The organism is Imbroritus primus (genome assembly GCF_964332355.1).
Lineage (GTDB): Bacteria > Pseudomonadota > Gammaproteobacteria > Burkholderiales > Burkholderiaceae > Imbroritus > Imbroritus primus.
This window is the reverse complement of record NZ_OZ201293.1, coordinates 2,062,012-2,087,547: the sequence shown is the minus strand read 5'-3', so window position 1 is coordinate 2,087,547 and position 25,536 is coordinate 2,062,012. Positions and strand designations below refer to the sequence as shown.

General features: G+C 64.4%; 18 protein-coding genes. 11 read left to right on the top strand and 7 right to left on the bottom strand.

Features of this window, described 5'->3' with window-relative positions:
• Positions 1-4 precede the first annotated feature (4 nt).
• The 4 genes from ACQ3C8_RS09540 to ACQ3C8_RS09525 are packed head-to-tail and all read left to right on the top strand — an operon-like array spanning position 5 to position 4,042.
• The gene (locus tag ACQ3C8_RS09540; protein ID WP_428851409.1) at positions 5-1,432 is read left to right on the top strand and encodes a hypothetical protein; all 1,428 of its coding nucleotides are present in this window, start codon (positions 5-7) and stop codon (positions 1,430-1,432) included.
• Positions 1,429-2,229 carry an electron transfer flavoprotein subunit beta/FixA family protein gene (locus ACQ3C8_RS09535; protein ID WP_009521631.1) on the top strand — a complete coding sequence of 267 codons (801 nt, stop codon included), beginning with the start codon at positions 1,429-1,431 and terminating at the stop codon, positions 2,227-2,229. Before ACQ3C8_RS09540 ends, ACQ3C8_RS09535 begins: the two co-directional genes overlap by 4 nt.
• Positions 2,230-3,186, top strand: a complete 957-nt coding sequence (locus tag ACQ3C8_RS09530; protein ID WP_428851408.1) for an electron transfer flavoprotein subunit alpha/FixB family protein — start codon at positions 2,230-2,232, stop codon at positions 3,184-3,186.
• 58 nt (positions 3,187-3,244) lie between these two features.
• Positions 3,245-4,042 (top strand): TorF family putative porin, encoded by a 798-nt coding sequence (locus ACQ3C8_RS09525; protein ID WP_428851407.1) that lies wholly within the window; start codon positions 3,245-3,247, stop codon positions 4,040-4,042.
• Positions 4,043-4,058: 16 nt separating this feature from the next.
• Here the strand turns inward: ACQ3C8_RS09525 and ACQ3C8_RS09520 are convergent, their stop codons facing one another.
• The gene (locus ACQ3C8_RS09520; RefSeq protein ID WP_428851406.1) at positions 4,059-6,398 is read right to left on the bottom strand and encodes a sensor domain-containing diguanylate cyclase; all 2,340 of its coding nucleotides are present in this window, start codon (positions 6,396-6,398) and stop codon (positions 4,059-4,061) included.
• A gap of 100 nt (positions 6,399-6,498) precedes the next feature.
• Here ACQ3C8_RS09520 and ACQ3C8_RS09515 point away from each other — a divergent pair, with 100 nt between their 5' ends.
• The 5 genes from ACQ3C8_RS09515 to dnaE all read left to right on the top strand — a co-directional run bounded on the left by ACQ3C8_RS09515 (position 6,499) and on the right by dnaE (position 14,500).
• The gene (locus ACQ3C8_RS09515) at positions 6,499-8,187 is read left to right on the top strand and encodes a histidine kinase (RefSeq protein WP_428851405.1); all 1,689 of its coding nucleotides are present in this window, start codon (positions 6,499-6,501) and stop codon (positions 8,185-8,187) included.
• A 242-nt stretch (positions 8,188-8,429) separates the two neighbouring features.
• Complete coding sequence (narL, locus tag ACQ3C8_RS09510) at positions 8,430-9,077, top strand: two-component system response regulator NarL (RefSeq protein ID WP_009521636.1); 648 nt, start codon at positions 8,430-8,432, stop codon at positions 9,075-9,077.
• A 282-nt stretch (positions 9,078-9,359) separates the two neighbouring features.
• Positions 9,360-10,403, top strand: a complete 1,044-nt coding sequence (locus tag ACQ3C8_RS09505) for a DMT family transporter (RefSeq protein WP_009521637.1) — start codon at positions 9,360-9,362, stop codon at positions 10,401-10,403.
• Between the two features lie 23 nt (positions 10,404-10,426).
• On the top strand, positions 10,427-10,702 hold the full coding sequence (locus ACQ3C8_RS09500; protein ID WP_009521638.1) for a hypothetical protein: 276 nt from the start codon (positions 10,427-10,429) through the stop codon (positions 10,700-10,702).
• 258 nt (positions 10,703-10,960) lie between these two features.
• The gene (gene dnaE, locus ACQ3C8_RS09495; protein ID WP_428851404.1) at positions 10,961-14,500 is read left to right on the top strand and encodes a DNA polymerase III subunit alpha; all 3,540 of its coding nucleotides are present in this window, start codon (positions 10,961-10,963) and stop codon (positions 14,498-14,500) included.
• Positions 14,501-14,527: 27 nt separating this feature from the next.
• Here dnaE and ACQ3C8_RS09490 read toward each other — a convergent pair whose 3' ends face one another.
• Positions 14,528-15,385, bottom strand: coding sequence for a glycosyltransferase family 2 protein (locus tag ACQ3C8_RS09490; protein WP_428851403.1), 858 nt, complete (start codon positions 15,383-15,385; stop codon positions 14,528-14,530).
• 190 nt (positions 15,386-15,575) lie between these two features.
• On the opposite strand from ACQ3C8_RS09490, the gene msbA reads away from it, so the two are divergent.
• The gene (gene msbA / locus ACQ3C8_RS09485; protein ID WP_428851402.1) at positions 15,576-17,390 is read left to right on the top strand and encodes a lipid A export permease/ATP-binding protein MsbA; all 1,815 of its coding nucleotides are present in this window, start codon (positions 15,576-15,578) and stop codon (positions 17,388-17,390) included.
• A 148-nt stretch (positions 17,391-17,538) separates the two neighbouring features.
• On the opposite strand, the gene ACQ3C8_RS09480 is transcribed toward msbA, so the two are convergent.
• The 3 genes from ACQ3C8_RS09480 to ahpC all read right to left on the bottom strand — a co-directional run bounded on the left by ACQ3C8_RS09480 (position 17,539) and on the right by ahpC (position 20,664).
• Positions 17,539-18,054, bottom strand: coding sequence for a DUF2939 domain-containing protein (locus tag ACQ3C8_RS09480; protein WP_009521643.1), 516 nt, complete (start codon positions 18,052-18,054; stop codon positions 17,539-17,541).
• Between the two features lie 292 nt (positions 18,055-18,346).
• Positions 18,347-19,903 carry an alkyl hydroperoxide reductase subunit F gene (ahpF, locus tag ACQ3C8_RS09475; RefSeq protein ID WP_428851401.1) on the bottom strand — a complete coding sequence of 519 codons (1,557 nt, stop codon included), beginning with the start codon at positions 19,901-19,903 and terminating at the stop codon, positions 18,347-18,349.
• A 197-nt stretch (positions 19,904-20,100) separates the two neighbouring features.
• Positions 20,101-20,664, bottom strand: coding sequence for an alkyl hydroperoxide reductase subunit C (ahpC, locus tag ACQ3C8_RS09470; RefSeq protein WP_009521645.1), 564 nt, complete (start codon positions 20,662-20,664; stop codon positions 20,101-20,103).
• A 379-nt stretch (positions 20,665-21,043) separates the two neighbouring features.
• On the opposite strand from ahpC, the gene ACQ3C8_RS09465 reads away from it, so the two are divergent.
• Positions 21,044-22,681 carry a putative bifunctional diguanylate cyclase/phosphodiesterase gene (locus ACQ3C8_RS09465; RefSeq protein ID WP_428851400.1) on the top strand — a complete coding sequence of 546 codons (1,638 nt, stop codon included), beginning with the start codon at positions 21,044-21,046 and terminating at the stop codon, positions 22,679-22,681.
• A gap of 9 nt (positions 22,682-22,690) precedes the next feature.
• On the opposite strand, the gene ACQ3C8_RS09460 is transcribed toward ACQ3C8_RS09465, so the two are convergent.
• Positions 22,691-23,791, bottom strand: coding sequence for an NAD(P)-dependent alcohol dehydrogenase (locus ACQ3C8_RS09460; RefSeq protein ID WP_428851399.1), 1,101 nt, complete (start codon positions 23,789-23,791; stop codon positions 22,691-22,693).
• Positions 23,792-24,029: 238 nt separating this feature from the next.
• Complete coding sequence (rng, locus tag ACQ3C8_RS09455) at positions 24,030-25,496, bottom strand: ribonuclease G (RefSeq protein WP_009521648.1); 1,467 nt, start codon at positions 25,494-25,496, stop codon at positions 24,030-24,032.
• Positions 25,497-25,536: the final 40 nt, after the last annotated feature.

Here is a 25,536-nt window from a genome sequence, read left to right as displayed (position 1 = left end):
GTCCATGGCGATCTCGCACCGGCACTGGCTCGAGCTGCTGCGGCGTGCGCGGAGCTGCAGCGATCCCTTTGCGGCGGCGGCCCTGTACCCGCATGCCGCAGGAGGGCACCGCGAAGCCTTGGCGCAGCGCCTGTTCCAGGCCCGTGCCGATTGCCTGCAACTGGCCGCTGCGCCGTTCCTGCCAGCCAGTGTACTGAGCGCGCTGGCACAGCGCTGCGCACACGACGAGATGGTGCTGGTACGGCTGGCACGCAACCCCGCCACGCCCGCGCATGCGCTGGCACATGTCTGGGATGCGGCGCGCAGTGCGCGCACCTGCGAGCTGCTGGCGCGGCATCCCAATACGCCGCGCATGGTGCTGGCGGCGCTGGCGGGCTGCAATCCCACGCCGCCTGTGCTGCGCGCGCTGTGCGAGAACACCGGGGTTGCCCCGGAACTGCTGGCCGATCTGGAGCGGCGCCATCCCGCAGGGCTCGAGCGCCTGCTGGCCGTCAACCTCGCCACGGACGCCCGCACGCTCGACACACTCTGGCAGTCCACCGTGGAGCCGGCCGTGCGCGCCCAGATCCTCCTGCATCCGGCATGCCCGGCGCGCTTGCTGACGCGGTTGCCCGATGGGGTGCTTGAGCGCCGATCCCTGGCACGTCAGGTGCGCACATCGGCCGATCTGCTGGCCCGCCTAGCGGCCGATGGCGATGCCGCCGTGCGGCGCGCGGCGGCGGCGCAGGCTGCATTGCCCATGGCCGCCTTGCTCACATTGTGTTTTGACCGCGATGCCGGCGTGCGCCGGACCATCGCTGGCCGCGCCGATCTGCCGCCACGGCTGGTGGACTGGCTGCTGGAGGATGCCGATGTCTGGGTACGGCGTACCGTGGCGCGCAATGCTGCATGCCCTGTCGACCGGCTCACCCGGCTGGCAGGCGATGCCGAGGCCGATGTCCGGCGGGGCGTGGCGCGGCATCCTGCCTGCCCGCCGGAGTTGCTTGAACGTCTCAGCCTCGATCCGGTGCCATGGGTCCAGGCCGGCGTGGCGTATCGCCACGATATTTCGGTACAGCTGGTGCGGCGCCTGGCGCGCAGCACCGATATCGATGTGCTGGCAGGCGTTGCGCAGCAGCGCGAGGTCTCGCCGACACGCCTGGCCGCCCTGGCCAGGCACGACAGCCCGGACGTGCGCCGGGCCGTCATTCTCAACCGCCATGCCAGCCGCAGCGTTCTGCTGATGCTGCGCAAGGATGGTTATGCGCTGCACCGCGCGTTGCTGGTGGACCATCCGCATCTCACCGATGCGGACCGCTGGCGCATGCGCAACGACCCGGACTCGCAGGTGCGTTTCCGTGTTTTCGCGCATTTCGCCCGACAGGCCGGGGAGGCGTTTTGCCTGCCTCGGCAGGAACGGGCGGCACCACTCAGGACGATGGAGACAATATGAAGATACTGGTGACGATCAAGCAGGTGGCTGCGCTGGATGAGGACTTCGAGATGCGCGGCGATGGCCGCGATGTCGATCCCGATTTCCTGCTGCACGACCTCAACGAATGGGACAACTACACGCTCGAGGAAGCCATGCGCCTGAAGGAAGGGCCAGGTGGCGAAGGCATCGAAGTGGTGGTCGTGACGGTCGGCCCGGACAGTGCCGATGAAGAGTTGCGCAAGTGCCTGGCCAAGGGCGCGGATCGCGCCATCCGCATCTGGAGCGATGCGCTCGAGGAAGCGGATCCGATTGCCGTGGCACGGGTTCTGGCAGCGCTGGCACGCCGCGAGAACGCCGCGCTGGTGTTTGCTGGCGTGCAGGGTTCCGACCATGCCTACGGCGCCACCGGTATGGCATTGGCGGCGTTGCTGGATGCGCCGCATGCCGCCGTGGTTGCGGCGCTGGAGTACCAGCCAGGCGCCAACACCGCCACCGTGCGCCGCGAACTGGAAGGGGGGCTGTACGCGCAGGTACGCGTCGAGTGCCCGGCCGTGCTGACGCTGCAGCTCGGTATCAACACGCCGCGCTACGCCTCGCTGCGCGGCATCAAGCAGGCGGCATCCCGCGAGATCGAAGTGTTGGAACCCGCTGCGCTCGGCGTAGCTCCGGGCGATCTTGGCGTTGCTGGCTCGTTGTCGCGCGTGCGCCGCATGTACGTGCCTGAGCGTGGCCGTGCCCAGATGATCGAAGGCACGCCGGCCGAACAGGCAGCGAAGCTCGCGCAACTGATCAAGGAATTTCGAGGAGAAGCATAAATGAGCGGCATTCTGGTAGTGACTGAATATCGCAAGGGTGAACTGCGCCCCGTCAGCCGCGAGCTGGTGGCCGCGGCCACGGCGCTCAAGGCTGCCACGGGCGAGCCAGTCTGGGTGGCGGTCATCGGCGCGGATACCGCGGCGTATGTCGAGCAGCTGAAGCTCGAGGGCGTTGACGAGATCATCGCCATGGCGGCGGCCGGCAACGATTTCGATCCGGATGTGTACGAAGCTTCGGTGCGCGCGCTGATCGAGGCGCGCACTCCGTCGCTGGTGCTGGTGCCGCACAGCGTGGATACGCTCGGCTACGCCGCACCGCTGGCAGTGCGGGGCGGCTACGGCTTTACCACCGACGTGTTCAAGATCGAGAAGGACGGCGGCTGGGTAGCCACACGTTCCGGCTACGGGCAGAAGGTGAACGTGGAAGTGGAGTTCCCGGAGCGCGCGGTGGTGCTGCTGACGGTGCGGCCTGGCTCCTACAAGCCGGTGGAAACGGCCGGCGCACCCACGGTCTCGTCACAGGCCGCGGCGGCCGTCACGGCACGTAGCCAGCACCTCGGCTTCGAGGAGCCGGCGGCGGCGGATGACGTGGATATTCCGGGTGCCGATTTCATTATGTCGATCGGGCGCGGCGTGGGCGAGGAAGACAACGTCGAGCAGTTCATGGAGCTGGCCGACAGCCTTCAGGCCACGCTCGGCTGCTCGCGCCCCATCGCCGATGCCGGCTGGCTGCCCAAGTCGCGCCAGGTCGGACAGTCCGGCAAGACGGCGGCGAACTGCAAGCTGTACATCGCCATGGGTATCTCCGGTTCGGTGCAGCACATGGCCGGCATGAAGCACGTGGACACCATCGTCGCCGTGAATACCGATCCCGAGGCCTCCATCTTCACGATTGCCAAGTACGGCATCGTCGGCGACATCTTCGAGGTCGGGCAAGAGTTGCGCAGTCACTTCTGATTCTCACATTCCCACATGCGGGCGGTCTGGCCGCCCGCCTTACGTTGAGAGGTTCCCCATGCACGCACAGCACGTCCGCCGTACCCGGCAGTCCCTGTTTCATGTCCTGGCCGCCAGCGCAGCACTCTCCGTATCGACCGCCGGGCTGGCGCAGGAGCCAGCTACCGCAGCCAGCCCCCATACCTTCACTGCCAATGTCGGACTGATCAGCAACTATGTCTTCCGTGGCATGACTTATACGCAGAACCGCCCGGCGATCCAGGGCGGTTTCGATTATGCGCACGCCAGCGGCCTGTATCTCGGTGTGTGGGGAACCAATGTCAGTTCCAAGGCCATCAACGATGCGAGCCTGGAGACGGATTTCTATGGTGGCTATGCGTGGTCCACCGGCGACTGGCGCTTTGATGCCGGTCTGCTGCAGTTCTACTATCCGGGCAATCCCCGCCTGCCTGGCACACGCGAAAAGTACAACACGCTCGAAGCCTATGGCTCGGTGGGCTGGAAGATCCTGACACTGAAGTACTCGCATACGCTGACCGACTTCTTCGGCTACAACAGCGCATCGATGGGCACCAACCAGGGCAGCTCGCGCGGCTCGGGCTATATCGAGCTGAATGCGGACGTGCCGCTGCCGTACGAGGTCACGCTCGGCCTGCATATCGGCCGCCAGTTCGTGCGCCACTACAGCGCCTACAACTACACTGACTGGCGCGTGGGCGTCACCAAGGCCTTCGGTGAAGGATGGTCGGCGTCGTTTGCCTATACCGGCACCAATGCCGACCGCGACCTATGGGTGGCGGACGGCAAGCGGTTGGGCAAGGCGCACTGGATCATCGGGCTGAAGCGGACATTCTGACGCGATGGCGCGAGGCTCATGCGCTTGCCTGGTGCAGGTGGTCCGGTACCGTCCAGTGGGTGCAGGCGAGGGCGGCCGGATGCGTTGTCGCGCCTGCCGCCACCACGGGAATACCGCGTGCGGCGGCGGTCTCGATCATGCGCGCAAGTCGCGCTGGCAGCGGCTGCGCTGCATCGAACCGGATGCGCCAGTAGTCGGCGCGGCCCAGCCAGTCCGGCGCAGGAATCTCGTTCGCATGGCCGAGTATCGTGATGTCGATGCCGATTCGTACCCCGGCCTCGCGCAGCGTGGTGAAGGCCGTATCGAGGTTTGCTGTGAGGGGTTCCGCGGGGGTTGCCGCGCCTGGGGCTACACCTGCAGCCGGCAGGGCCGGCACGCCAAGCAGGATGTCGCACGTGGCGCTCGTTCCCGCGTCAGTGGCCTGCAGGCCGTGCTGCACGCCCAGCAGCAAGGCGTGGTCGGGCAGGGCGTCTTCGAAGCACAGGCACAGGCGCTCGCCAGCTTGCAGTTGCGGCAGCGCGTGCATACACAGGAGGCGCGTGGCGGCTTCGGCGAGCACGCCGAGTGTGCCGTTGGCGGCGGCATGGGCAAACAGGTGAGCCGTTGGCACGATGCCGATGCGTGGGCTGTGCCATTGCAGCCGGGCTTCACGCCAGTCCGGCAGCGTAGCTGGCGCGTCTTGTGCCCCTCGCGGTGCGGCGATGACGCGCGCCAGCGTCACCGACAGGCCGGACAGATCCGTCATATTGAATTCGCGCGCGAACTCGGCGGCGGAGTGGCGCCATGCCAGCGCTGCCTGACGTACGTCATCCCCCGCAAAAGCGTAGCGCACGGCGCTGCCAGTGTCGCTCCACTGCGCGGAATAGGCAGCATGCAGCGCACTTTGCAGCACGGCACCGGCGTCGGCGTGCTTGTCCGTGCTCAGGGCGATGCCGATACGGGCCGTGAGCGAGAGCGTGCGGTCGGCGATCACGAATGGCCGTTCGAGGAGACGCGCGATGCGGTCCGCCAGCGCGAGGCCGTGCAGTACGCCGGCCGTATGGGGATCGTGCAGCGTCGCGGCTGCCTGATGCGTCAATTGCGGCAGCCCCGGAGCCCCCGGCAGCGGGTGATCCAGGGGCGCGAGGATGGCGAACTCGTCGCCGCCGTGCCGGGCTGCGGCGAGGCCGCTGGCACACAGCGTGGCAAGACGCTCGCCGACGCCGCGCAGCAGCGCATCGCCGGTGGCACGGCCATGCCGTTCGTTGATGCGCTTGAGATTGTCGATGTCGATGCACAGCACCAGGAATGGCCGCTGCTGTTCCATGGCCGACGTGATGCGGTCGGTCAGCAGGGCGCGGCTCTTGAGACCTGTGAGTGTGTCGCGCAGCGGCTCGCGCTCGACGCGCTCTTCCTCGCGCTTCTGGCTGCTGATGTCGGACACGAAGCCTTCGATCGCCAGCAGTGCGCCGTCTCCGGCGAACACGCCACGGCCGCGTTCGTCGACCCATTTCTCCTGACCTTCGCGCGTGCGCAGGCGGTACCGGAGGTGGTACGCCTTGCCCTGTGCCAGCTGATTCTGCACATAGTCCCACACGTAGCGGCGGTCTTCGGCATGGATCAATTTTTCGTAAGACGGCTGGTTGAGCAGGTCCACGGCTTCGTAGCCGGTGAGGTCGAAGCAGCCGTCGCTCACGAATTCCATGGTCCAGCTGCGGTCGTTGCGGCAGCGGAATGCCATGCCGGGCAGGTGATCGAGCAGGGTCGAGAGGCCGCGGTCGCGGGCGCGCAGGATATCTTCGGCGCGTTTGCGCGACTGGATGTCCGACATGACGCCGGTGATGCCGGTCACAGTGCCGCGCCGGTCGGTCAACGGACGGATGCGCAACTCGACCCAGCACTGTTGGCCATCGCGGTTGATCAGGCGCGTTTCGTAGCGGCCTGGGCCACCGCGATTCGACAGGAGTGTGAGAAACTGCTCGCGGTTAAGGGCATGATCGTCCGGATGGAGATAGCGGAACAACGGGGTATGCAGGCAGGCTTGCACATCGAGCAGCGTGACGTTCTTCCATGCGTCGCTGAGAAACGTCAGCGTGGCATCCGTGTCGGTCTCGAAAATGACATCGTCGACGCGGTTGACCAGTGCGCGGTAATCGTGTTCGCGCGGCAGCGCGCGGCCGCCCAGGACGCGCAGGCCGGCAAACGCGTTGCGATGGGCGCGGCGGTTGGCGAATTCGGCGGTCAGGACGAAAGCCAGCGCCACGCCGAGGCACAAGGCGGCAAGCGGTGTCGTCGAGGGGATCCAACCCATGGCTGCGCCGATCGCGTACCCGCAGGCAGCAAGCGCGCCGGTCAGGTACAGCCAGACTGTCAGCATTGCGTCTCCTATCCGTCCGATCTTTCGTCAGACTCGATACCAGGCTGAAATGCGCGAATCATCAGGATCGGCAGCAGAACCTACAGCAGGATATTCCGGCATGGCTACCCAACGCGCCCCGCTATCATACTTGCTTTTGCTGGCCCGGCAACGCGTGCGGGTGCGCCATTGGGCCATCGTCGTGGGCGTCGCCCTCTTTGCCGCGCTCGCCCTGCTCGCACAGCCGGTGCTGACTGCGGCGTGGACGCATGACGCAGTCAGATTCATTGCCGATGCGACTGCACTGCAACAGCGCGCAGCATTGCTTGCCGCCATGTCTTCAGCGCCTTCCACAATACCTTCTGCGTCATTATCTGCCTCACCCTCTTCAGCCTCCCCTGCTGACCAGGCCGGCGGTGATGCTGCACGCCTCCAGTGGCTCGCGGATGCACGCACGCTGCTCGCCGACGTGCCATTCCGCGAGGCGATGCCCGCGACAGTGCGCGAGGACATGCTGGGCGCACAGCAACAGGTAGCTGCGGCGGCACTGGCAACCGCTGAAGAACTCGATCGCCATCTGCGCATCGACATCATGGTGCGGATCGCATTGTTCGTGGTTGCCGCCGGCGGCCTGTTGATCGGCTTGCGCTTGCGCCGTGCCCTCACAGGCAGCGCGCCCGAGGGTGGCGAGGAGGGGCCAGTCCATGCTGGCGGAGATGCCGCGCTGCAGTTGGTGGAGCGCATGCTCGCTGCGCTCTCCGGACCCATGCCAGGCCAGAAGGCGCTGGAGGAAGTGGCACAGGCGCTGGTCGACACAGTGCCCGTGCGCGCCTGTGGCATCTGTTTGAGTGACGAAGCCAGCGAGTTCCTGCAGGTACCGGCGCTGTTCCATGCCGGCACGCTCGGCTGGGCGCAACTGGAGCATGCGCGCGGCGTAGTGGTCAGCGGTCCGTATGAAGCGTTCGAACTGCCGCCTGTCGGAGTGCTTGCGGACGACGCGTCTGCCGGTTACGGCGTGGCCGTGGCCATCGTGGAGGGGCGTGAGGTCTTTGGCCATCTGTTTCTGGTCTGCGATCTGCTGCCCGAACACCCGGAACACCACGCACGCCTGGCAGGGCTGGCGGCGCGCCATCTGGCCGTCGCCATCGGGCATGCCCAGCGTACGCGCGAAGGGCGGCGCGTGGCGTTGATCGAAGAGCGCACGGCCATGGCGCGGGAGTTGCACGATTCGCTGGCGCAATCGCTGTCGTTCAGCAAGATCCAGGTCAGCCGCCTACAGGCTATGCTGGAACGCGGCAGCGAGCGCGAGGCGGTAGCCGGCGCGGCTGAGGAGTTGCGCGACGGCCTGAACGGCGCGTATCGCAAGCTGCGCGAACTGATTACCACGTTCCGCGCGCAGATCAATGTCGGTGGGCTCACTGTGGCGCTGGATGAGGCGCTGGAGGAATATGGCGCGCGCAGCAGCGTGGTAATGCTGCTGGACAACCGCCTAAAGGGTTGCCAGTTGAGTGCCAATGAAGAATTTCATATCGTCCAGATTGTGCGTGAAGCGCTGTCGAATATCGTGCGCCATGCCCGTGCCACGCAGGCGACCGTGAAGCTGGCGCCGGATACGGGCGGCGAGATCGTCATTTCCGTGGAGGACGACGGCCTTGGCATCGACCCGGCAGCAGACGCGCATAACCGCCATGGCACCAGCATCATGCGCGAGCGGGCGCTGAGCCTTGGCGGTGCGCTGTCGATCATGAACCGGCCCGAGGGCGGATGCCGGGTGCTGGTGCGCTTCCGGCCCGGCACGCCGGTGGCTTGAAGAAGCGAGGCGTCACAACCGGGCACTGGCGAGTGACAGATGGGCCGCATGGCGATGCAGGCTCATGGTTTTTGCCCACAGCCAAAGGCGCGTGCCGGGTGTAGGATGTGGAGCGAAAGAGCAGTTGTTTGGAAATTCCTGCAAAGGCGTTGCCGCTACCGCTGCTGGTCGCGGCAACGGCAGAACCGCCGGCCCGCCATGATGGCCGGCGTTCGACGATAACGAGATGGAGACAGACAGCAATGGCGACGTGCAATACCGTGCTGCTCATCGATGACCACGCACTGTTCCGCAAGGGACTGGCGCAGCTGATCGCGATGGACGACAGTTTTCGTGTGGTGGGTGAGGCGGCTTCCGGCCAGGAGGGTGTGGAGCTGGCCGAGGAACTGCATCCGGACGTGATCCTGGTCGATCTCAACATGCCGGGCATGAGCGGGATCGAGACGCTCGGCCTGCTGCGCGAACGCCAGGTCGATGCCCGCTACATCATGCTGACCGTCTCCGACAACGAGCGCGACGTGATGATGGCGCTGCGCGCCGGGGCGCATGGCTACCTGCTGAAGGACATGGAGCCCGAAGATCTCTGCGAGCACCTGAAGAAGGCTGCCAATGGCGCCTCGGTGCTGAGCGAGTCGGTGACCGGCAGCCTCATCAATGCGCTTGCCACCAACCAGCGCATGCCCGCCGCGCAGGCCGACCTGACGGCGCGCGAGGCCGAGGTGCTCGACTTCCTGGGCGAAGGCATGTGCAACAAGACCATTGCGCGGCAGCTCGGCATCAGCGTCGGTACGGTCAAGGTGCATGTGAAGCATGTGCTGCACAAGCTGAACCTGCATTCCCGGCTGGAAGCGGTCGTCTGGCGTCATGAGCGAGACAAGTCCCGCCACTGACCAGTCTTGCCGGCAAGCCTGCCGCCCGTAACGTCTCGCGTGGAATGTTGGCCACCCCGTCTGCAACGTGCAGGCGCGGTGGCTTTTTCATTGGTGGCAGCCTACCGCTTTTGCCGGTAAAACATGCAACCGACTACCACTTTGTAGGTATGTCCATTCTGGATTATTGTCCGGCCTCCGAAGTCCTCCAATAATCGTCTCCACTTGTCCGCACACCTCCGTGCACGGACAGGACAACGACAGGAGACAGGCGGCACACCGCCGCCGACCACAGGAGGATTCATGACGAACAATCAGCAAGGGAAGGCGATGTTCCGGGCCCGCAGTATCCGCTGGGGCTTTATCTGGGCGCTCTGGTGCGCCGTGTTGTGGGGCGCGTGGTATGTGCCGGGTGCAGCGGTGTGGAAAGAGGCGCCGTTCGCGACGATGGACATGGCCAATCCGCGCCAGTTCCTGACCGCGGCGGCCGTGATCACCACGTTCAACGCAATGGCGGTGCTGTTCTTCCTCTTTGTCTGGCTGCTGGTGCTGGGCAAGCTGGCGGACTTCGGGCGGACCTTCTCGCGGGTGCGCCGCATTTCCAAATGGTACTTCGCTGCGGCCATCTTTGGCGGCCCGATGGCGATCTTCGGCTCGTTCCTGGCCATGGGCTACGTCGGCGCGGTGTTTGCCGCGATTGCCGGGTTGTTGTACCCGATCGTCGGCGCGTCCATTGCCCGCGTCTGGTACAACGAAAAAATCACCATGCGCGCCGCGCTTGGCATCCTGGTGATCGTCAGCGGCGGCATTGCCATCTACGCACCAGGCATTCTCGGCGAGCTGTCGGCCGCCTCGGGCGCCAAGAGTGCCTGGCTCGGCTATCTGGGTGGCGCCATGGCGGCGCTGGGTTGGGGCGTGGAGGGCGCGCTCGCCGGCCGTGCGCTGGATGTGACCGATCCCGATTGCGGCATCACCGTGCGTTTCACCGCCGAGACCATCTACTGGACCTGCCTCGTAGTACCGGCGCTGGCGCTCTTCGGCGACATCGACGTGGTGCACATGGTGCTCGACACCTTCAACCTGAAGGCGCTGACGTGGCTCACGCTGGCCGGTATCAGCTTCGGTTTCTGCTATGTGTCCTGGTACAAGTCGTTCCCGCTGATCGGCGTGGGCCGCGGCCAGGCCATCGCGGCGCTGTATGGTGCGTTCGCCGTGGTGTTCCTGTCGGCCTTTACGCTGCAGTTCCCAGCCTGGAATTTCGTGGTGGGCCTGGCGCTGGTGGTATCCGGCGCTTTTCTCATGTACACCGAGCGCAGCGATGTGCTGGAAGTGGTACGTGCCCTCTGAACCCGACGAACAAGGAGACAACCATGGCCAAGATGCATATCAAGGGGTTCATCCTGCAGCAGATCGCCCGGACCGATGGCATGTGGGACAGCGAAATCGCCGAGGCGGTGTGCCGTGCGTATGACAAGGTCGGCCCGTACTGGGTCGGCACGGTGCGCGTGACGCTCACCGACTTGTACTCGGGCGGCTTGCTCACCAGCATCGAGGAGAAATTCGATGCCGCGGACGACAAGATGCACTTCCGCTTCCGGGTCAGCGATTTCGGCCGCCGCCGCATGGCCGATACTGGCCTGCTCTGACCTTCATTTGTTCTTCTACGGGAGACTGCCATGTCCGATTTCTGGGGTTACCCTGGCGCCGATGTCATCGCCATCGTTGTCATCACCGCATTGAGCCTGTGCGCGCTGTATCACGCGCGCTCGTTCGTGACCAAGATCTGACGCACCGGGCCGCGCCGGGCGTGATGCCTGGCCGGCTTTTCTCCGGCTGCGCGGCCGGGATCCGCCGGGATGCGTTCCGGGGGAGAATCCGGGTACGCTACCCGGTACAATAGCGGCATGACCCAGCCGCGCTTCGTACACCTCCGCCTGCACTCCGAATATTCCATCGTCGACGGCATCGTCCGCCTCGATGATGCCATTGCCGCAGCCGCGGCCGATGGCATGGGAGCGCTGGCCTTGACCGACCTTGCCAATGCCTTCGGCCTTGTGCGTTTCTACAAGGAAGCGCGCGGCAAAGGTGTCAAACCGCTCGTCGGTGCGGAAGTCTGGCTGACCAATTCTGAAGATCGCGACAAGACTGGCCGGATGCTGCTGCTGGTGCAGGGCAAGCAGGGTTACCTGAACCTGTGCGACCTGCTGGCGCGCGCCTGGCTGAACAACCAGTATCGCGGCCGCGCCGAAGTGATGCCACAGTGGTTCGAGGAACCGGGCAGCGACGGCAATCCGCTGTCGCATGAACTGATCGCCCTGTCGGGCGCGCTGCTCGGCGATGTCGGCATGGCGCTCGCCAATGGCAACCCGGCCGGCGCCGAGCGGCTGGCGCGCCACTGGGCGCGCGTGTTCCCCGATCGCTACTACATTGAATTGCAGCGTGCCGGGCACGCCGGGACCGAGGCCTACATTCAGCAGGCCGTGCAGCTGGCGGCCTCGCTGCGATTGCCGGTAGTCGCCACGCATCCGATCCAGTTCATGACGCCGGATGACTACACAGCGCACGAGGCGCGCGTGTGCATCTCCGAAGGCGAGTTGCTGGCCAATCCGCGCCGCGTGCGGCGCTTCACCACGGACCAGTACTTCAAGACACAGGATGAGATGGTGGCGCTGTTCGCCGATCTGCCCTCGGCGCTGGAAAACGCCGTGGAGATCGCGCGCCGCTGCAATCTCACGCTGGAACTGGGCAAGCCCAAGCTGCCGCTGTTCCCGACGCCCGATGGCCTGTCGCTCGACGACTACCTGGTGCTGATGGCCAAGGAAGGCCTGGAAAAGCGTATGGCGGTGCTATTCCCGGACGAGGCGGTGCGCGAGCAGAAGCGGCCCGAATACTATGCACGGCTGGAATTCGAGACCGGGACCATCATCAAGATGGGTTTTCCTGGCTACTTCCTGATCGTGGCGGACTTTATCAACTGGGCCAAGAACAACGGCGTGCCGGTGGGGCCGGGCCGGGGCTCGGGCGCTGGGTCGCTGGTGGCCTATGCGCTCGGCATCACGGACCTCGATCCGCTCAAGTACAACCTGCTGTTCGAGCGCTTCCTGAATCCGGACCGCGTTTCGATGCCCGACTTCGACATCGACTTTTGCCAGGCCGGGCGCGATCGCGTGATCCAGTATGTGAAGGAAAAGTACGGCACCGATGCCGTCTCGCAGATTGCCACCTTCGGCACCATGGCCGCCAAGGCCGCGGTGCGCGACGTGGGACGCGTGCTCGATCTTGGGTATGGCTTTGTCGACGGTGTGGCCAAGCTCATTCCGTTCAAACCAGGCAAGCTGGTGACGCTGGAAGAGGCCAAGAAGGAAGAGCCGCTACTGGCCGAGCGCGAAAAGAATGAAGACGAGGTGCGCCAGCTGCTCGAACTGGCACAGCGCGTGGAGGGCATGACCCGCAACGTGGGCATGCATGCGGGCGGCGTGCTGATCGCCCCCGGCAAGCTCACCGACTTCTGCCCGCTTTACACGCAGGGCGGGCAGAACGATGGCTCCAGCGGCGTGGTGAGCCAGTACGACAAGGATGACGTGGAGGCCGTCGGCCTGGTGAAGTTCGACTTCTTGGGCCTGACCACGCTGACCATCCTCGACTGGGCCGAGCGCTACATCCGGCAGCTTGATCCATCGAAGGAAGGCTGGAATTGCAGCCAGATCCCGCTAGACGATCCCGCAGCCTTCTCGATCCTCAAGAGCGCCAATACAGTGGCCGTGTTCCAGCTGGAAAGCCGCGGCATGCAGGGCATGCTGAAAGACGCGTTGCCCGACCGCTTCGAGGACATCATCGCGCTGGTGGCGCTGTACCGTCCCGGCCCGATGGACCTGATCCCGAGTTTCTGCGCGCGCAAGCATGGCCGCGAACAAGTGGAATACCCCGATCCGCGCGTCGAGCCGATCCTGAAAGAGACCTACGGCATCATGGTCTACCAGGAGCAGGTGATGCAGATGGCGCAGATCATCGGCGGCTACTCGCTGGGCGGCGCCGACCTGCTGCGCCGCGCCATGGGCAAAAAGAAGCCGGAAGAGATGGCGCAGCATCGCGAACTGTTCCGCGCCGGTGCGGCCAAGAATGGCCTGAGCGCGGAGAAGGCCGATGAGATCTTCGACCTGATGGAGAAGTTCGCCGGTTACGGCTTCAACAAGTCGCACGCGGCTGCCTATGCGCTGCTGGCGTACTACACGGCGTACCTCAAGGCGCACCATCCTGCCGCATTCATGGCGGCCAACTTGTCGCTCGCCATGGACGATACCGACAAGGTCAAGATCCTCTACGAGGACAGCGTGTCGGCCGAGAACAAGCTGGCGATGCTGCCGCCCGACATCAACCAGAGCGACTACCGCTTTGCCCCGGCCGACGAGCGGACCATCCGCTACGGCCTGGGCGCGGTCAAGGGCTCGGGCCAGGGCGCCATCGAGGAAATCCTGCGCGCGCGCGCCGAGCGGCCGTTCACCGACCTGTTCGATTTCTGCGAGCGCATCGACCGGCGCGTGGTCAATCGACGCACGGTGGAGGCCCTGATCCGTGCTGGCGCGTTCGATACGTTGCATCCCAACCGTGCGCAGCTGCTGGCCTCGGTGCCGCGTGCCATGGAAGCTGCCGACCAGAAGGCGGAATCGGCCAACCAGGTTTCGCTATTCGACCTGATGGGCGATGCCGAGGCTTCCGGCCATCGGCCGGAACTGGTTGACGAGCCGGCGTGGTCGCCCAAGCGCATGCTGCAGGAAGAAAAGCAGGCGCTCGGCTTCTATTTCTCCGGTCACCTGTTCGACGCCTACAGCAGCGAAGTGCGCCGCTTTGTCCGCACCACGCTGGCCGCGCTCACCAAGGAAGTGACCAGCCAGGGTGGGGGAGGCGGGGGCTACGGCAGCCGCGATGTGCGCAACAAGCTCGTGGCCGGCGTGATCACCGGGGTGCGTACGCAGATGACGCAACGCGGCAAGATGCTGATCGTGCTGCTCGATGACGGCACGGCGCAGATCGAGATGACGGTCTTCAATGAACTGTATGAAGCGCACCGCGCCATGCTGCGCGAAGATGAACTGCTGATTGCCCAGGGCAATGCACGCTTCGACAGCTTTACCGGTGGCGTGCGTTTCACGGTGGAGTCGATCATGGACCTGACGCTGGCTCGCAGCCGTTTCGCACGCGGGGTGGCGTTACGCATGAACGGCAACTCCGACCCCAAGGCCTTGCGCGAACTGCTGAAGCCGCATGTCGCGCCGCGCAGCGATGATGGACCCACCGGCCTGCCAATCCATATCGAATACAGCAACGGCCAGGCGCGCTGTGAAACCGTGCTGGGCGACGCGTGGCGCATCCTGCCAAGCGACGATGCCTTGCTGGCGCTACGTTCGGCGCTGTCGGGCGATGCGGTGGAGACGCTGTACGGTTGATGCCGGCTGAGATTGGTGGAGCGCCGCCTAGCGGCGTACCACAGTGTCGGGATCGCTCCGGCATGCCTCGATGCCGGCGTCCGCACGGATCTGCCCGGATGCCAGCCGTGCCACCACGCGCGCGTGATTGATACTTTCGCGCCCGCGCGGGTTTTCGCGGTGCCACAGGTGAAACACCTCGGTGGCGAAGAAGCCGCGCACGCGCGCCACGCCGGCGTTGTGCAGGCGCGCCACCAGATCGGCATCCTCATGACCCCAGCCAGTGAAGGTATTGTCGAAGCCGTCCACGCGTTCCAGATCGCTTTTCCACACCGCGAGGTTGCATGACTTGATGCTCTTCCAGGTGAAGCGCGTCATGTACCGTCCGGGCAGGCCGGCCGGCAGGCCGAGCAGCGGCAGGCATTTGTTGACATGCCCGCCAAGCTGCTGGCGCAGCCAGAAACCGAACGGCTCGCGGTGAATGTCGCGGCGTTCGGCTTCGACCTGCCGGGTGAGCGATTCATCGAGCAGGATGCGGCTGCCGGTGACGATGCAGCCAGGCCGGGCGAGGGCACGGTGACGGGCCACGAAATTGCGCTGCGGGACGCAGTCGCCATCGAGAAAGACCACGTAGTCGCCGCTTGCCTCCGCCGTTGCCTTGTTGCGCGCCTGCGCGGCGCGAAAGCCGTCGTCAGGTTGCCAGATGTGCGCGAGCGGTACCGGGCAGCGGCTACGCCAGTCATCGATCAATGCGCTGGTCTCGGCGGTCGAGCCGTCGTCGGCGATCACGATCTCGAAGCGGCGGTCGGTCTGTTCCGCACAGGCCGCCAGGACGCGATCCAGCGCCACCGGGCGGTTGTAGGTCGGAATGACGATGGAGATCAGCGAAGGCGTGGCGGCGGTCACAGGGTTTGGAGGCTCGAAGGCTCGGCAATGCGGGTTGGAAAATCGGCTTGGCGTTCGCGTTGTGGCCGGGTGCGGCAGTAGCGGGTCACGGCCGGCAGGACGCCGGCGTATTGCGCGGACCTTCGCCGGAATGCAGCTAAAATGCCGACTGCGGCGCACAGCCTGTGCGCATCGTCTTCCAAGGACGTCAGTGAGTATACAAGCAAATTCTTCCCCGGACGCCACGGCGCGTCCCGCAGCGAAGCCCGAGCCGGAACAGAAACTCGGCAAGCGTCTGGGCACCTACCTGTGGCCGCAGCGCGGCATCTTCATCGGGGCGATCCTGGCGATGGCCGTGGTGGCGCTCAGCGAGGCCGCGATTCCGAAGATCGTGACCGACCTGCTCGACAAGGGGTTTGGCGGCCAGTACGTGGGGCGTCTGTGGCATGTGCCGGCGCTGCTGATCGGCATCGCCGTGATCCGCGGCGTGGCGCAGTTCAGCTCCAACTACCTGCTCAACTTGCTGTCGAACCGCGTGCTGCTGCGCCTGCGGCTGGAAATGTTCGAGCGCATGCTGCACGCCCCGGCCGCGTTCTATCATCGCAACAACGCTGCCACGCTGATCAATGCGGTGATCTTCGAGGTCAACCAGGTGCTGCAGATCCTCACCAGCGTGTTCATTACCTTGGTGCGCGATTCGCTCACGGTGCTGGCGCTGCTGGCGTTCCTGTTCTGGACCAACTGGCAACTGACGCTGATCGTGGCCGTGGTGCTGCCGGTGATCGGCTTTCTCGTATCGCGTATCAACCGCCGCCTGCGCAGCCTGAACCGCGACCACCAGAAGCTGACCAACGAAGCGGCCTATGTGGTGGAAGAGGCTGCCGGCGGCTTCAAGGTGGTCAAGCTGCATGGTGGCGAAGCCTACGAGATGCAGCGTTTCCGCCGCATGGCCGAGCGCCTGCGCGGCTATTCGATGCGCATGGCGGTTGCCGCCGGGCTTAATCAGCCGATCACGCAAATCCTGGCGGCGATTGCGCTGTCGGTGATCCTGACCATCGCCGTGATCCAGTCGCAGACCAGCGGCACCACCATCGGCAGCTTCACCGGCTTTGTCATGGCCATGTTGCTGCTGGTCTCGCCGCTCAAGCACCTGACCGACATCAACCAGCCGCTGCAGCGGGGCCTCACCGCCGCGGAAATGATCTTCCGCCTGATCGACGAACCGATCGAGGCACAGACCGGCGGCAAGCCGCTGGACCGCGCGACCGGCGTGATCGAGTTCGAGAAAGTCGGCTTCGGCTATGCGGCAGAAGGCAAGGTCACCGAAAGCAAGGCCGCGCTGCAGAACATCAACCTGCATGTCGGCGCGGGCGAGGTGATTGCGCTGGTCGGCCCGTCGGGCAGTGGCAAGACCACGCTGGTGAATCTGCTGCCGCGCTTCTTCGACCCTACGCAGGGCCGTATCCTGCTCGATGGCGTGCCGCTGGACGAATTGTCGCTGGCCGACCTGCGCCGCCAGATCGCTTTTGTCAGCCAGGACGTGGTGCTGTTCAACGATACGGTCGCCGCCAACGTTGCCTATGGTGCGTCGTCGGAAGACGACATCGACATGGCACGGGTCGAGCGGGCGCTCGCCGCCGCGAACCTCAGCGACACGGTCGCCGGCCTGCCCGAAGGTGCCCTGACCAACATCGGCGACAACGGCATGCGCCTCTCGGGTGGCCAGCGCCAGCGTCTGGCGATTGCACGTGCCATCTACAAGGACGCACCGATCCTGATCCTCGACGAAGCGACCTCGGCCCTCGACTCCGAATCGGAACGCCAGGTGCAGGCCGCGCTCGAACGGCTCATGCAGAACCGCACCACGCTCGTCATCGCCCACCGCCTGTCGACCATCGAAAACGCCACGCGCATCGTCGTGCTCGAACAGGGTCGCATCGTCGAGCAGGGCACGCATGCCGCGCTGCTGGCACAGGGCGGGCTGTATGCGGGCTTGCATCGGATTCAGTTTGCGACAGCGCAGTAAGCTGCTGCCGCATACCTCAAGCCGCCTTTGAGGGCACGCCGTTGATGCAGGGGTGGGTTGTTCCCGGCGCAGTGGTGGCGGTTCGTATCGAGCGGATCCCGAGTGACGCCGGGTTGCCGCGTGCAGCGTAGCCCGACGCGGATACGGCTCAGCGCGCAGGCGCTTGCGCGACCCCAACCCACCGCCACGACCATAGCCCGGTCCGGCGCAGCCGCATCACGAACGGCTCGCCATTCGCCCGCATGGTGCTCGCATCCACGCTATCCCAGCTCCGGTACGCCACCTTGTAGTCCGGGCGGGATGCCTTGCCGGCAGCCGGCGCCGAGGCTGCGGCATCCGGTGGCGTTTCCACCACCATCGCCATTGCACCAGCCGGTGTAACCGAGGCCTCGATCATCGGATCAGCGACCGCGCGGCCGATCATCTTGCCGATCGCCGCGAACGGGTTGTCGCCGCCCCCCATCTGCTGGTCCATCGACATCGCGAACTGCGCCTTCAGGCTTTCCCGCAACGCGGGGTAGTCGACGTATTGCGAGAATTTCTCGGTGTCGCGCCCCTCGGCGGCGGCGACCATTTGGCGGACGGTCCAGTGTGGGGCGGCGTAGATGGAAATGGCGAACAGTCCGGCAAGCACGGCAGCAGCGATAGTGGATTTGCGGATCATGGCGATATGTCGGGTGAGGTGGAAAAGGGCCTGGCGCGATGAGGCATGCCGCAACCCGGTGCGGGAATAGTACAACTTGAGTACCAGTTGCAGGCAATACGTTGCATGTTTCCATTTGTGACAGCGTTTTGCTGCACAGGCATGCCGAAGGAGTCCGATTCCGCTTCATGCCAGGGGGCAATGGCCGGTGCGTTTTGCACTGACGCAAAAAAAACCGCGCCTTCTTGCGAAGGCGCGGCGTTGGGGCCATTGCCTGCATGCCCCGCGGTATCGGGCGTAGGGTCAACCTGACTCAAGTCGTCCGGATCAAATGATCGAACGCGCTCAGGGCGGCCGTCGACCCCTGGCCCATGGCGATGACGATCTGCTTGTACGGCACGGTCGTCACGTCGCCGGCGGCGAATACGCCTGGAATACTGGTCTGGCCGCGTGCGTCGACGATGATCTCGCCAAAGCGCGTCAGTTCGATCGTGCCCTTGAGCCATTCGCTGTTGGGCAGCAGGCCGATCTGCACGAAGATGCCTTCCAGTTCGACGAGATGTTCTTCGCCGCTGTTGCGGTCTTTGTAGACCAGGCCGGTCACTTTCTGGCCATCGCCCTTGACTTCGGTGGTCTGGGCCATGACGTGGGTAGTGACGTTCGGCAGGCTCGCCAGCTTGCGTTGCAGCACGGCGTCGGCACGCAGCTCACCGGCGAACTCGAGCAGCGTCACGTGCGAGACGATGCCGGCGAGGTCGATGGCGGCTTCCACGCCGGAGTTGCCGCCGCCGATCACGGCGACGCGCTTGCCCTTGAACAGGGGGCCGTCACAGTGCGGGCAATAGGCCACGCCGCGTCCACGGTATTCCTGCTCGCCCGGTACGTTCATTTCGCGCCAGCGCGCGCCGGTGGAGAGGATCACGGTCTTGGCCTTGAGCGAGGCGCCGTTCTCGAACTTCACTTCATGCAGCTCCCCTTCCTTGGCGGCCGGCACCAGGGCGCTGGCGCGCTGCAGGTTCATGATGTCCACGTCGTAGGCGCGCACGTGTTCTTCCAGCGCACGGGCCAGCTTCGGTCCTTCGGTTTCCTTCACCGAAATGAAGTTTTCGATGGCCATGGTGTCGAGCACCTGGCCGCCGAAGCGCTCGGCTGCCACGCCCGTGCGGATGCCCTTGCGCGCCGCGTAGATCGCGGCTGCCGCGCCGGCCGGGCCGCCGCCGACGACGAGGACGTCGTACGGGGCCTTGGCGTTCATTTTTTCAGCATCACGCGTGGCGGCGCCAGTGTCGAGCTTGGCGAGGATTTCTTCCACGCCCATGCGGCCCTGGCCGAACGGCTCGCCATTCAGGTAGATGCTCGGCACCGACATGACCTGGCGCTGCTCGACCTCAGTCTGGAACAGCGCACCGTCGATGGCGACGTGCTTGATACGCGGATTCAGCACGGCCATGAGGTTGAGCGCCTGGACTACGTCCGGGCAGTTCTGGCACGAGAGCGAGAAATAGGTTTCGAAGCTGTAGTCGCCGTCGAGCGCACGGATGCGTTCGATGACATCGGCTTCGAGTTTCGACGGATGGCCGCCGACCTGCAGCAGCGCCAGCACCAGCGAGGTGAACTCGTGGCCCATGGGGATACCGGCAAAGCGCAGGTGGATGTCGCCGCCGATGCGGTTGAGGGCAAACGAGGGGCGGCGTGCATCCGCGCCGTCGGTGCGCAAGGTAATCTTGTCGCTCAGGCTGACGATGTCATTGAGCAGGCCGAGCAGCTCCTGCGATTTGGCGCTGTCGTCGAGGGACGCGGTGATCTCGAACGGTTGGGTGACCTTTTCGAGGTAGGCCTTCAACTGGGTTTTAAGATTGGCATCCAACATGGCAACTTGATCCTTGTTCAAAAATCAGAGACGCGATCAAAATGGTCCTGGCGGTGTGGCTGGCCAGAACGACTTCACAGCACTTTGATAGCGTCTCGTGGAAACAAAAACGCCCGGACGGTTCGCGCCCGGGCGATCGTCCAACGGAAGCCGGATAGGCTTCCGCTGAGAGACTGCTAACGATCCAGCGCGGCCGCTTAGATCTTGCCGACCAGGTCGAGCGACGGAGCCAGCGTGGCTTCGCCTTCTTGCCACTTGGCCGGGCACACTTCGCCCGGGTGGGCGGCGACGTACTGGGCAGCCTTGACCTTGCGCAGCAGTTCGGAAGCATCACGGCCCACGCCACCGGCGTTGACTTCGATGATCTGGATCTTGCCTTGCGGGTCGATCACGAAGGTGCCGCGATCAGCCAGGCCGGCTTCTTCGATCATCACGTCGAAGTTGCGCGAGATCACGCCGGTCGGGTCGCCAATCATCGGGTACTGGATCTTCTTGATGGTTTCCGAGCTGTCGTGCCAGGCCTTGTGGGTGAAGTGCGTGTCGGTCGACACGGCGTAAATTTCCACGCCCAGCTTCTTGAATGCGTCGTAGTTGTCGGCCAGATCGCCCAGTTCGGTCGGGCACACGAACGTGAAGTCGGCCGGGTAGAAGAACACCACAGACCACTTGCCCTTCAGGTCGGCTTCGCTCACGTCAACGAACTTGCCATTGTGGAACGCGGTGGCCTTGAACGGCTTGACTTCGGTATTGATCATCGACATCGGTGGACTCCTTAATGGGTTGGTTGCGACTACGGAATGAATTTTACCGGCCTGGGTAAGGTAGGTAAAATTGATTGTTAAAATCGTGTCAATTGGTTTTGGCTATGAGTGTGCGGGGGAGCACAGCCGAACAAACCGGCAGGCCTCGTGTTGGGGTAGCAGGCACGGGCATCTGCGCAAATCAGTATTCTCGTTCAGATTGGGGCGGAAGCAAGTATTTCAAGGCAATGTGCGGGGCTTTCCACTCTTTCACGCGATTGTCACACCGCGGTCATCGAAACCGCCAACAATGCAGGCTCCGTTTGCCTGCGCCTGCTCCGTGACCTCGTTCTCTGCCCGCGCTGTTCCCTTGCCTTCCCGTCCGGGAGGTTACTGGCGCATGCTGCAGGCGACGAGCATTGGCGTTGGTGTAGTTGCGTTGGCGCTGAGCTGGGTTGCCGCCTTGCACCTGATGGGGTCGGAGGCCCGGCTGCTCGAAGCGCTCATGACGGCGACAACTGTCGATCGCCACGATCTTGCGCTTGCGCAGTCCCGCAACAATCTCCGGATCTGGGGTGCGCTGGCCGCGCTCAACCTGATGTTCATAGCCGCAACCTGGAGTGTGGTGCGTAGCATCCGGCGCCAGAAGCTGCTGTTCGATGCGCTGAGCCATGCCGACCGCGACAAGCATGCGCTCATCATGCAACTGGAGGCCGAGAAGGCGCGCGCCCTGGCACTGGCATCCGACGATCACCTGACCGGGCTGCACAATCGCCGCATGTTCAATGAGCTGGCGGCCAGCCACCTCGAAGTCGCACGCCGCAGCCGCAAGCACTATGCGCTGATGTATCTCGATCTGGACCGTTTCAAGCAGATCAACGATACGCTCGGCCACCATGTGGGCGACCTGCTGCTGCATGCCGTAGGGCAGCGTTTGCGGGCCAGCCTGCGCAAGGCCGATATCGTCGGCCGCATGGGTGGTGATGAATTCGCTGTACTGGTCACCGAACTGGATGCGCCGGCGGACATGGAGCGGATCGCTGCCAAGCTGGTCACGCATCTCAGCCAGCCCTACGCGGATCTGGATGGACATGAGGTTGCGGTGACGCCGAGTGTGGGTATCGCCTTTTTTCCCGGAGATGGTCATGACGTGACGCGGCTGTGCCGGCATGCCGACGCGGCCATGTATGCCTCGAAGCGGCGGGGACGTGGCCGCTTTACCTACTATGATGCCGAGCTCAACGCCAGCGATGACCGCCGCTATGTTCTGGAGCGCCAGCTGCCGCGCGCCATTGCGGAAAACGAGCTGGTGCTGCATTTCCAGCCCAAGGTGCGGCTGTCCGACTATCGTATCGTCGGCCTGGAGGCGCTGGTACGCTGGGCGCATCCGGACTATGGGCTGGTCTATCCCAACGACTTCATTCCGCTGGCCGAACAGTCCGAGCTGATCGTGGAGCTGGGTAACTGGGTCATGCAGGCCTGTTGCGCACAGCAGGCCATGTGGAAAGCCCAGGGTTTGCCGCTCGTCCCGGTCGCCTTCAATGTTTCACCGCGCCAACTCGGCGACGAGCACCTGCCGGCGCGCGTGTCGGCGCAACTGCAGGCCCATGGCATCACACCGGCGGAGATCGAGGTGGAGGTGACGGAGAGTTGCCTGGTCGAACCATTCGGGACGCCGGCAAATGTACTGCGCCAGCTCGAGGGACTCGGGATACGCATTGGCCTCGACGATTTCGGCAGCGGGTTCTCCAGCCTGAGCCAGATTCGTCACTTCCCGATTGGTACGATCAAGATCGACCGGTCGTTCATCAACGATATCCGCAATAGCAAGGATGTCGGCGTGATCGTGACATCCATCATCACGCTTGCACATAACCTGAACATGCGCGTGGTGGCCGAAGGGGTGGAGCTGCGCGACCAGCTGGTTGATCTCAAGATGGCTGGTTGCGACGAAGTGCAGGGGTATTACATGAGCCGGCCGGTCGATGTGTGCGAGACCGCCCGGCTCCTGGTGCAGAAAACCATCATTCCCGCATGATGCGATTTCTCAGTTGGGCTTGATTGCGACCTTGAGCACGCCGTCACGCTGGTTGGCGAAAAGATCATAGGCGTCCACGATGTTGTCGAGCGCGTAATGATGCGTGACCAGCAGCCCCAAGTCGATCCGGCCTGATTCCACCACGTTCATCAGCCGGCGCATCCGTTCCTTGCCGCCCGGACACAAGGCGGTATTGATCTTGTGATCGCCCAGGCCGGCCCCGAAGGCATCCAGGGGAATGGTTAGATCGCTGGAATACACGCCCAGGCTGGACAACGTGCCGCCGGGCTTCAGCACGCGCAGCGCCGATTCGAACGTCGACTGCAGACCGAGCGCCTCGATGGAGGCATCCACGCCGCGGCCGCCGGTCAGCTTCATCACTTCGTCCACGACGTCGCATGTCTTGAAGTTGAGGGTGACATCCGCTCCCAGTTTTCGGGCGATCTCAAGACGATGATCGTTGCCGTCCACTGCAATGACCGTGGTCGCGCCCATCAGGCGCGCCCCGGCGGTGGCGCACAGGCCGATCGGTCCCTGCGCGAATACGACGACCGTGTCGCCGATCCGGATGTTGGCGTTCTCCGCCCCTTTGAAGCCCGTGGACATGATGTCCGGGCACATCAGGACCTGTTCATCCGTCAGGCCATCCGGAATCGGGGCGAGATTGGCCTGGGCATCGGGGACCAGGACATACTCCGCCTGCGTACCATCGATCATGTTGCCGAAGCGCCAGCCGGCGGTGGCCTTGTAACCGTGGCAGCCGCAGCGGCCGCTGGGAATCAGGTAGCTGCCATCTTGCGAAGGCACGCCATCCTGGCTGGGATACGAGGTGAATGTCGGACAGATGGCGCCGGCGATGACGCGTTGACCCTCCGCGTACCCCTGCACGGCGCTGCCCAGTTTTTCAATCACGCCGACCGGTTCGTGCCCGACTGTCAGGCCTTTCGCGACGGGATATTCGCCTTTCAGGATATGGACATCCGTCCCGCAGATGGTCGTGGTCGTGATGCGGACCAGCGCATCGTTGGGGCCGACCTCTGGAATGCGCTTGTCAGTAAGCTCGATACGGCCGGGCTCGACAAATACCGCTGCTTTCATCATGGCGGACATGAATCCCTCCTGTGAATGTCATCAATGAAGACTGCACAGGAAAGCTTAGTCACGCTGCGTGGCAGGTGATACCGATCAGATCAAACAAACACCGAATAATCGCAAGGCGCACAGGGAACGTACCGGGCTCTGCCAGGCCATCTCCTCGACATCGAGCCGCCTGGGGCGGGCCGACCTGGCCCGGAAAGCGCGACGCCCGGCGTGGTAGGGGGATGCAGCAGGTGATGCAAATGCCACGTCACATCAGGATGATGTCGTACTGTTCCTGATAGAACGTCGATTCGACCTGCAGCGAGATCGGCTTGCCGATGAAATCGCCGAGCATGGCGAGGTGCTGGCTCTCTTCTTCGAGCAGCACGTCGATGACGCTCTGCGAGGCGAGGATGCGGAACTCGCGCGGATTGAACTGGCGCGACTCGCGCATGATCTCGCGCAGGATCTCGTAGCTGACGGTGCGCGGGGTCTTGACCTGGCCCTTGCCGTGGCATACCGGGCACTGTTCGCACAGCACGTGGGCCAGCGATTCGCGCGTGCGCTTGCGCGTCATTTCCACCAGGCCGAGTTGCGAGAAGGTGTTGACGGTGATGCGCGTGCGGTCGCGCTGCAGGGCGCGCTTGAGTTCGTTGAGCACCGCTTCGCGGTGATCGGCATTCTCCATGTCGATGAAATCGATGATGATGATGCCGCCGAGATTGCGCAGGCGCAGCTGCCGGGCGATGGAGTGCGCGGCTTCGAGATTGGTCTTGAAGATGGTGTCGTCAAAATTGCGGGCGCCGACGTAGCCACCGGTATTGACGTCGATGGTGGTCATCGCCTCGGTCTGGTCGATCATCAGGTAACCGCCGGACTTGAGGTCCACGCGCCGCGACAGCGCGCGTTCGATTTCGGTGTCGATGTTGTACAGGTCGAAGATGGGGCGTTCGCCGGTGTAGTGCATCAGCCGCGGCAGCACGGCCGGGGTGTACTCGACGGCGAATTCGACCAGCATCTGGAAGTTTTCGCGCGAGTCGATCTGGATGGACGAGGTGCTGTCGTTGACGAAGTCGCGCAGCACGCGCTGGGCGAGGTTCAGGTCCTGGAACAGCAGGCTCGGTGCCGGCAGCGTGGTGGCGTTGTGGCGGATGGTGCCCCAGATCTTGCGCAGGTAGGCCACGTCGTTGGCCAGCTCCTCGTCGCTGGCTTCCTCGGCGATGGTACGCACGATAAAGCCACCACGCTCGTCGGTAGGAATCAGGTTCTGCAGGCGCTGGCGCAGATGTTCGCGGCCGGCTTCGCTCTCGATCTTCTGCGAAATGCCGATATGCGGATCCTGCGGCAGGTAGACCAGCGTGCGTCCGGCAATGCTGACCTGCGTGGACAGGCGGGCACCCTTGGTGCCGATGGGATCCTTGATGACCTGCACGGTCAGCGCCTGTCCTTCGAACAGGATTTTCTCGATGGGGACCTGCGGCGCCTGGGTGCCTTGCGCGCTATCGCGCGGCTGCCAGATGTCGGCGACATGGAGAAATGCCGCGCGTTCCAGGCCAATGTCGATGAAGGCGGACTGCATGCCGGGCAGGACACGCACGACCTTGCCGAGATACAGGTTACCCACCAGTCCGCGCGTCAGCGTGCGTTCGACATGGAGCTCCTGCACGGCCGCCTGCTGGACGATGGCGACACGGGTTTCCTGCGGCGTGATATTGACGAGGATATCTTCGGACATGAGGACGGATGATGTACGGACGGCGATCGGGGTCCGGAAA

Excerpts from the sequence above, each read along its gene's own strand:
- dnaE (WP_428851404.1), top strand. The coding sequence starts at position 10,961 with ATGACCCAGCCGCGCTTCGTACACCTCCGCCTGCACTCCGAATATTCC.
- narL (WP_009521636.1), top strand. The coding sequence starts at position 8,430 with ATGGCGACGTGCAATACCGTGCTGCTCATCGATGACCACGCACTGTTC.
- ACQ3C8_RS09480 (WP_009521643.1), bottom strand. The coding sequence starts at position 18,054 with ATGATCCGCAAATCCACTATCGCTGCTGCCGTGCTTGCCGGACTGTTC.
- ACQ3C8_RS09535 (WP_009521631.1), top strand. The coding sequence starts at position 1,429 with ATGAAGATACTGGTGACGATCAAGCAGGTGGCTGCGCTGGATGAGGAC.
- ACQ3C8_RS09540 (WP_428851409.1), top strand. The coding sequence starts at position 5 with ATGGCGATCTCGCACCGGCACTGGCTCGAGCTGCTGCGGCGTGCGCGG.
- ACQ3C8_RS09500 (WP_009521638.1), top strand. The coding sequence starts at position 10,427 with ATGGCCAAGATGCATATCAAGGGGTTCATCCTGCAGCAGATCGCCCGG.
- ACQ3C8_RS09505 (WP_009521637.1), top strand. The coding sequence starts at position 9,360 with ATGACGAACAATCAGCAAGGGAAGGCGATGTTCCGGGCCCGCAGTATC.
- ACQ3C8_RS09515 (WP_428851405.1), top strand. The coding sequence starts at position 6,499 with ATGGCTACCCAACGCGCCCCGCTATCATACTTGCTTTTGCTGGCCCGG.
- ahpC (WP_009521645.1), bottom strand. The coding sequence starts at position 20,664 with ATGTCGATGATCAATACCGAAGTCAAGCCGTTCAAGGCCACCGCGTTC.
- ACQ3C8_RS09525 (WP_428851407.1), top strand. The coding sequence starts at position 3,245 with ATGCACGCACAGCACGTCCGCCGTACCCGGCAGTCCCTGTTTCATGTC.
- ACQ3C8_RS09520 (WP_428851406.1), bottom strand. The coding sequence starts at position 6,398 with ATGCTGACAGTCTGGCTGTACCTGACCGGCGCGCTTGCTGCCTGCGGG.
- rng (WP_009521648.1), bottom strand. The coding sequence starts at position 25,496 with ATGTCCGAAGATATCCTCGTCAATATCACGCCGCAGGAAACCCGTGTC.
- ahpF (WP_428851401.1), bottom strand. The coding sequence starts at position 19,903 with ATGTTGGATGCCAATCTTAAAACCCAGTTGAAGGCCTACCTCGAAAAG.
- ACQ3C8_RS09465 (WP_428851400.1), top strand. The coding sequence starts at position 21,044 with ATGCTGCAGGCGACGAGCATTGGCGTTGGTGTAGTTGCGTTGGCGCTG.
- ACQ3C8_RS09460 (WP_428851399.1), bottom strand. The coding sequence starts at position 23,791 with ATGTCCGCCATGATGAAAGCAGCGGTATTTGTCGAGCCCGGCCGTATC.
- ACQ3C8_RS09530 (WP_428851408.1), top strand. The coding sequence starts at position 2,230 with ATGAGCGGCATTCTGGTAGTGACTGAATATCGCAAGGGTGAACTGCGC.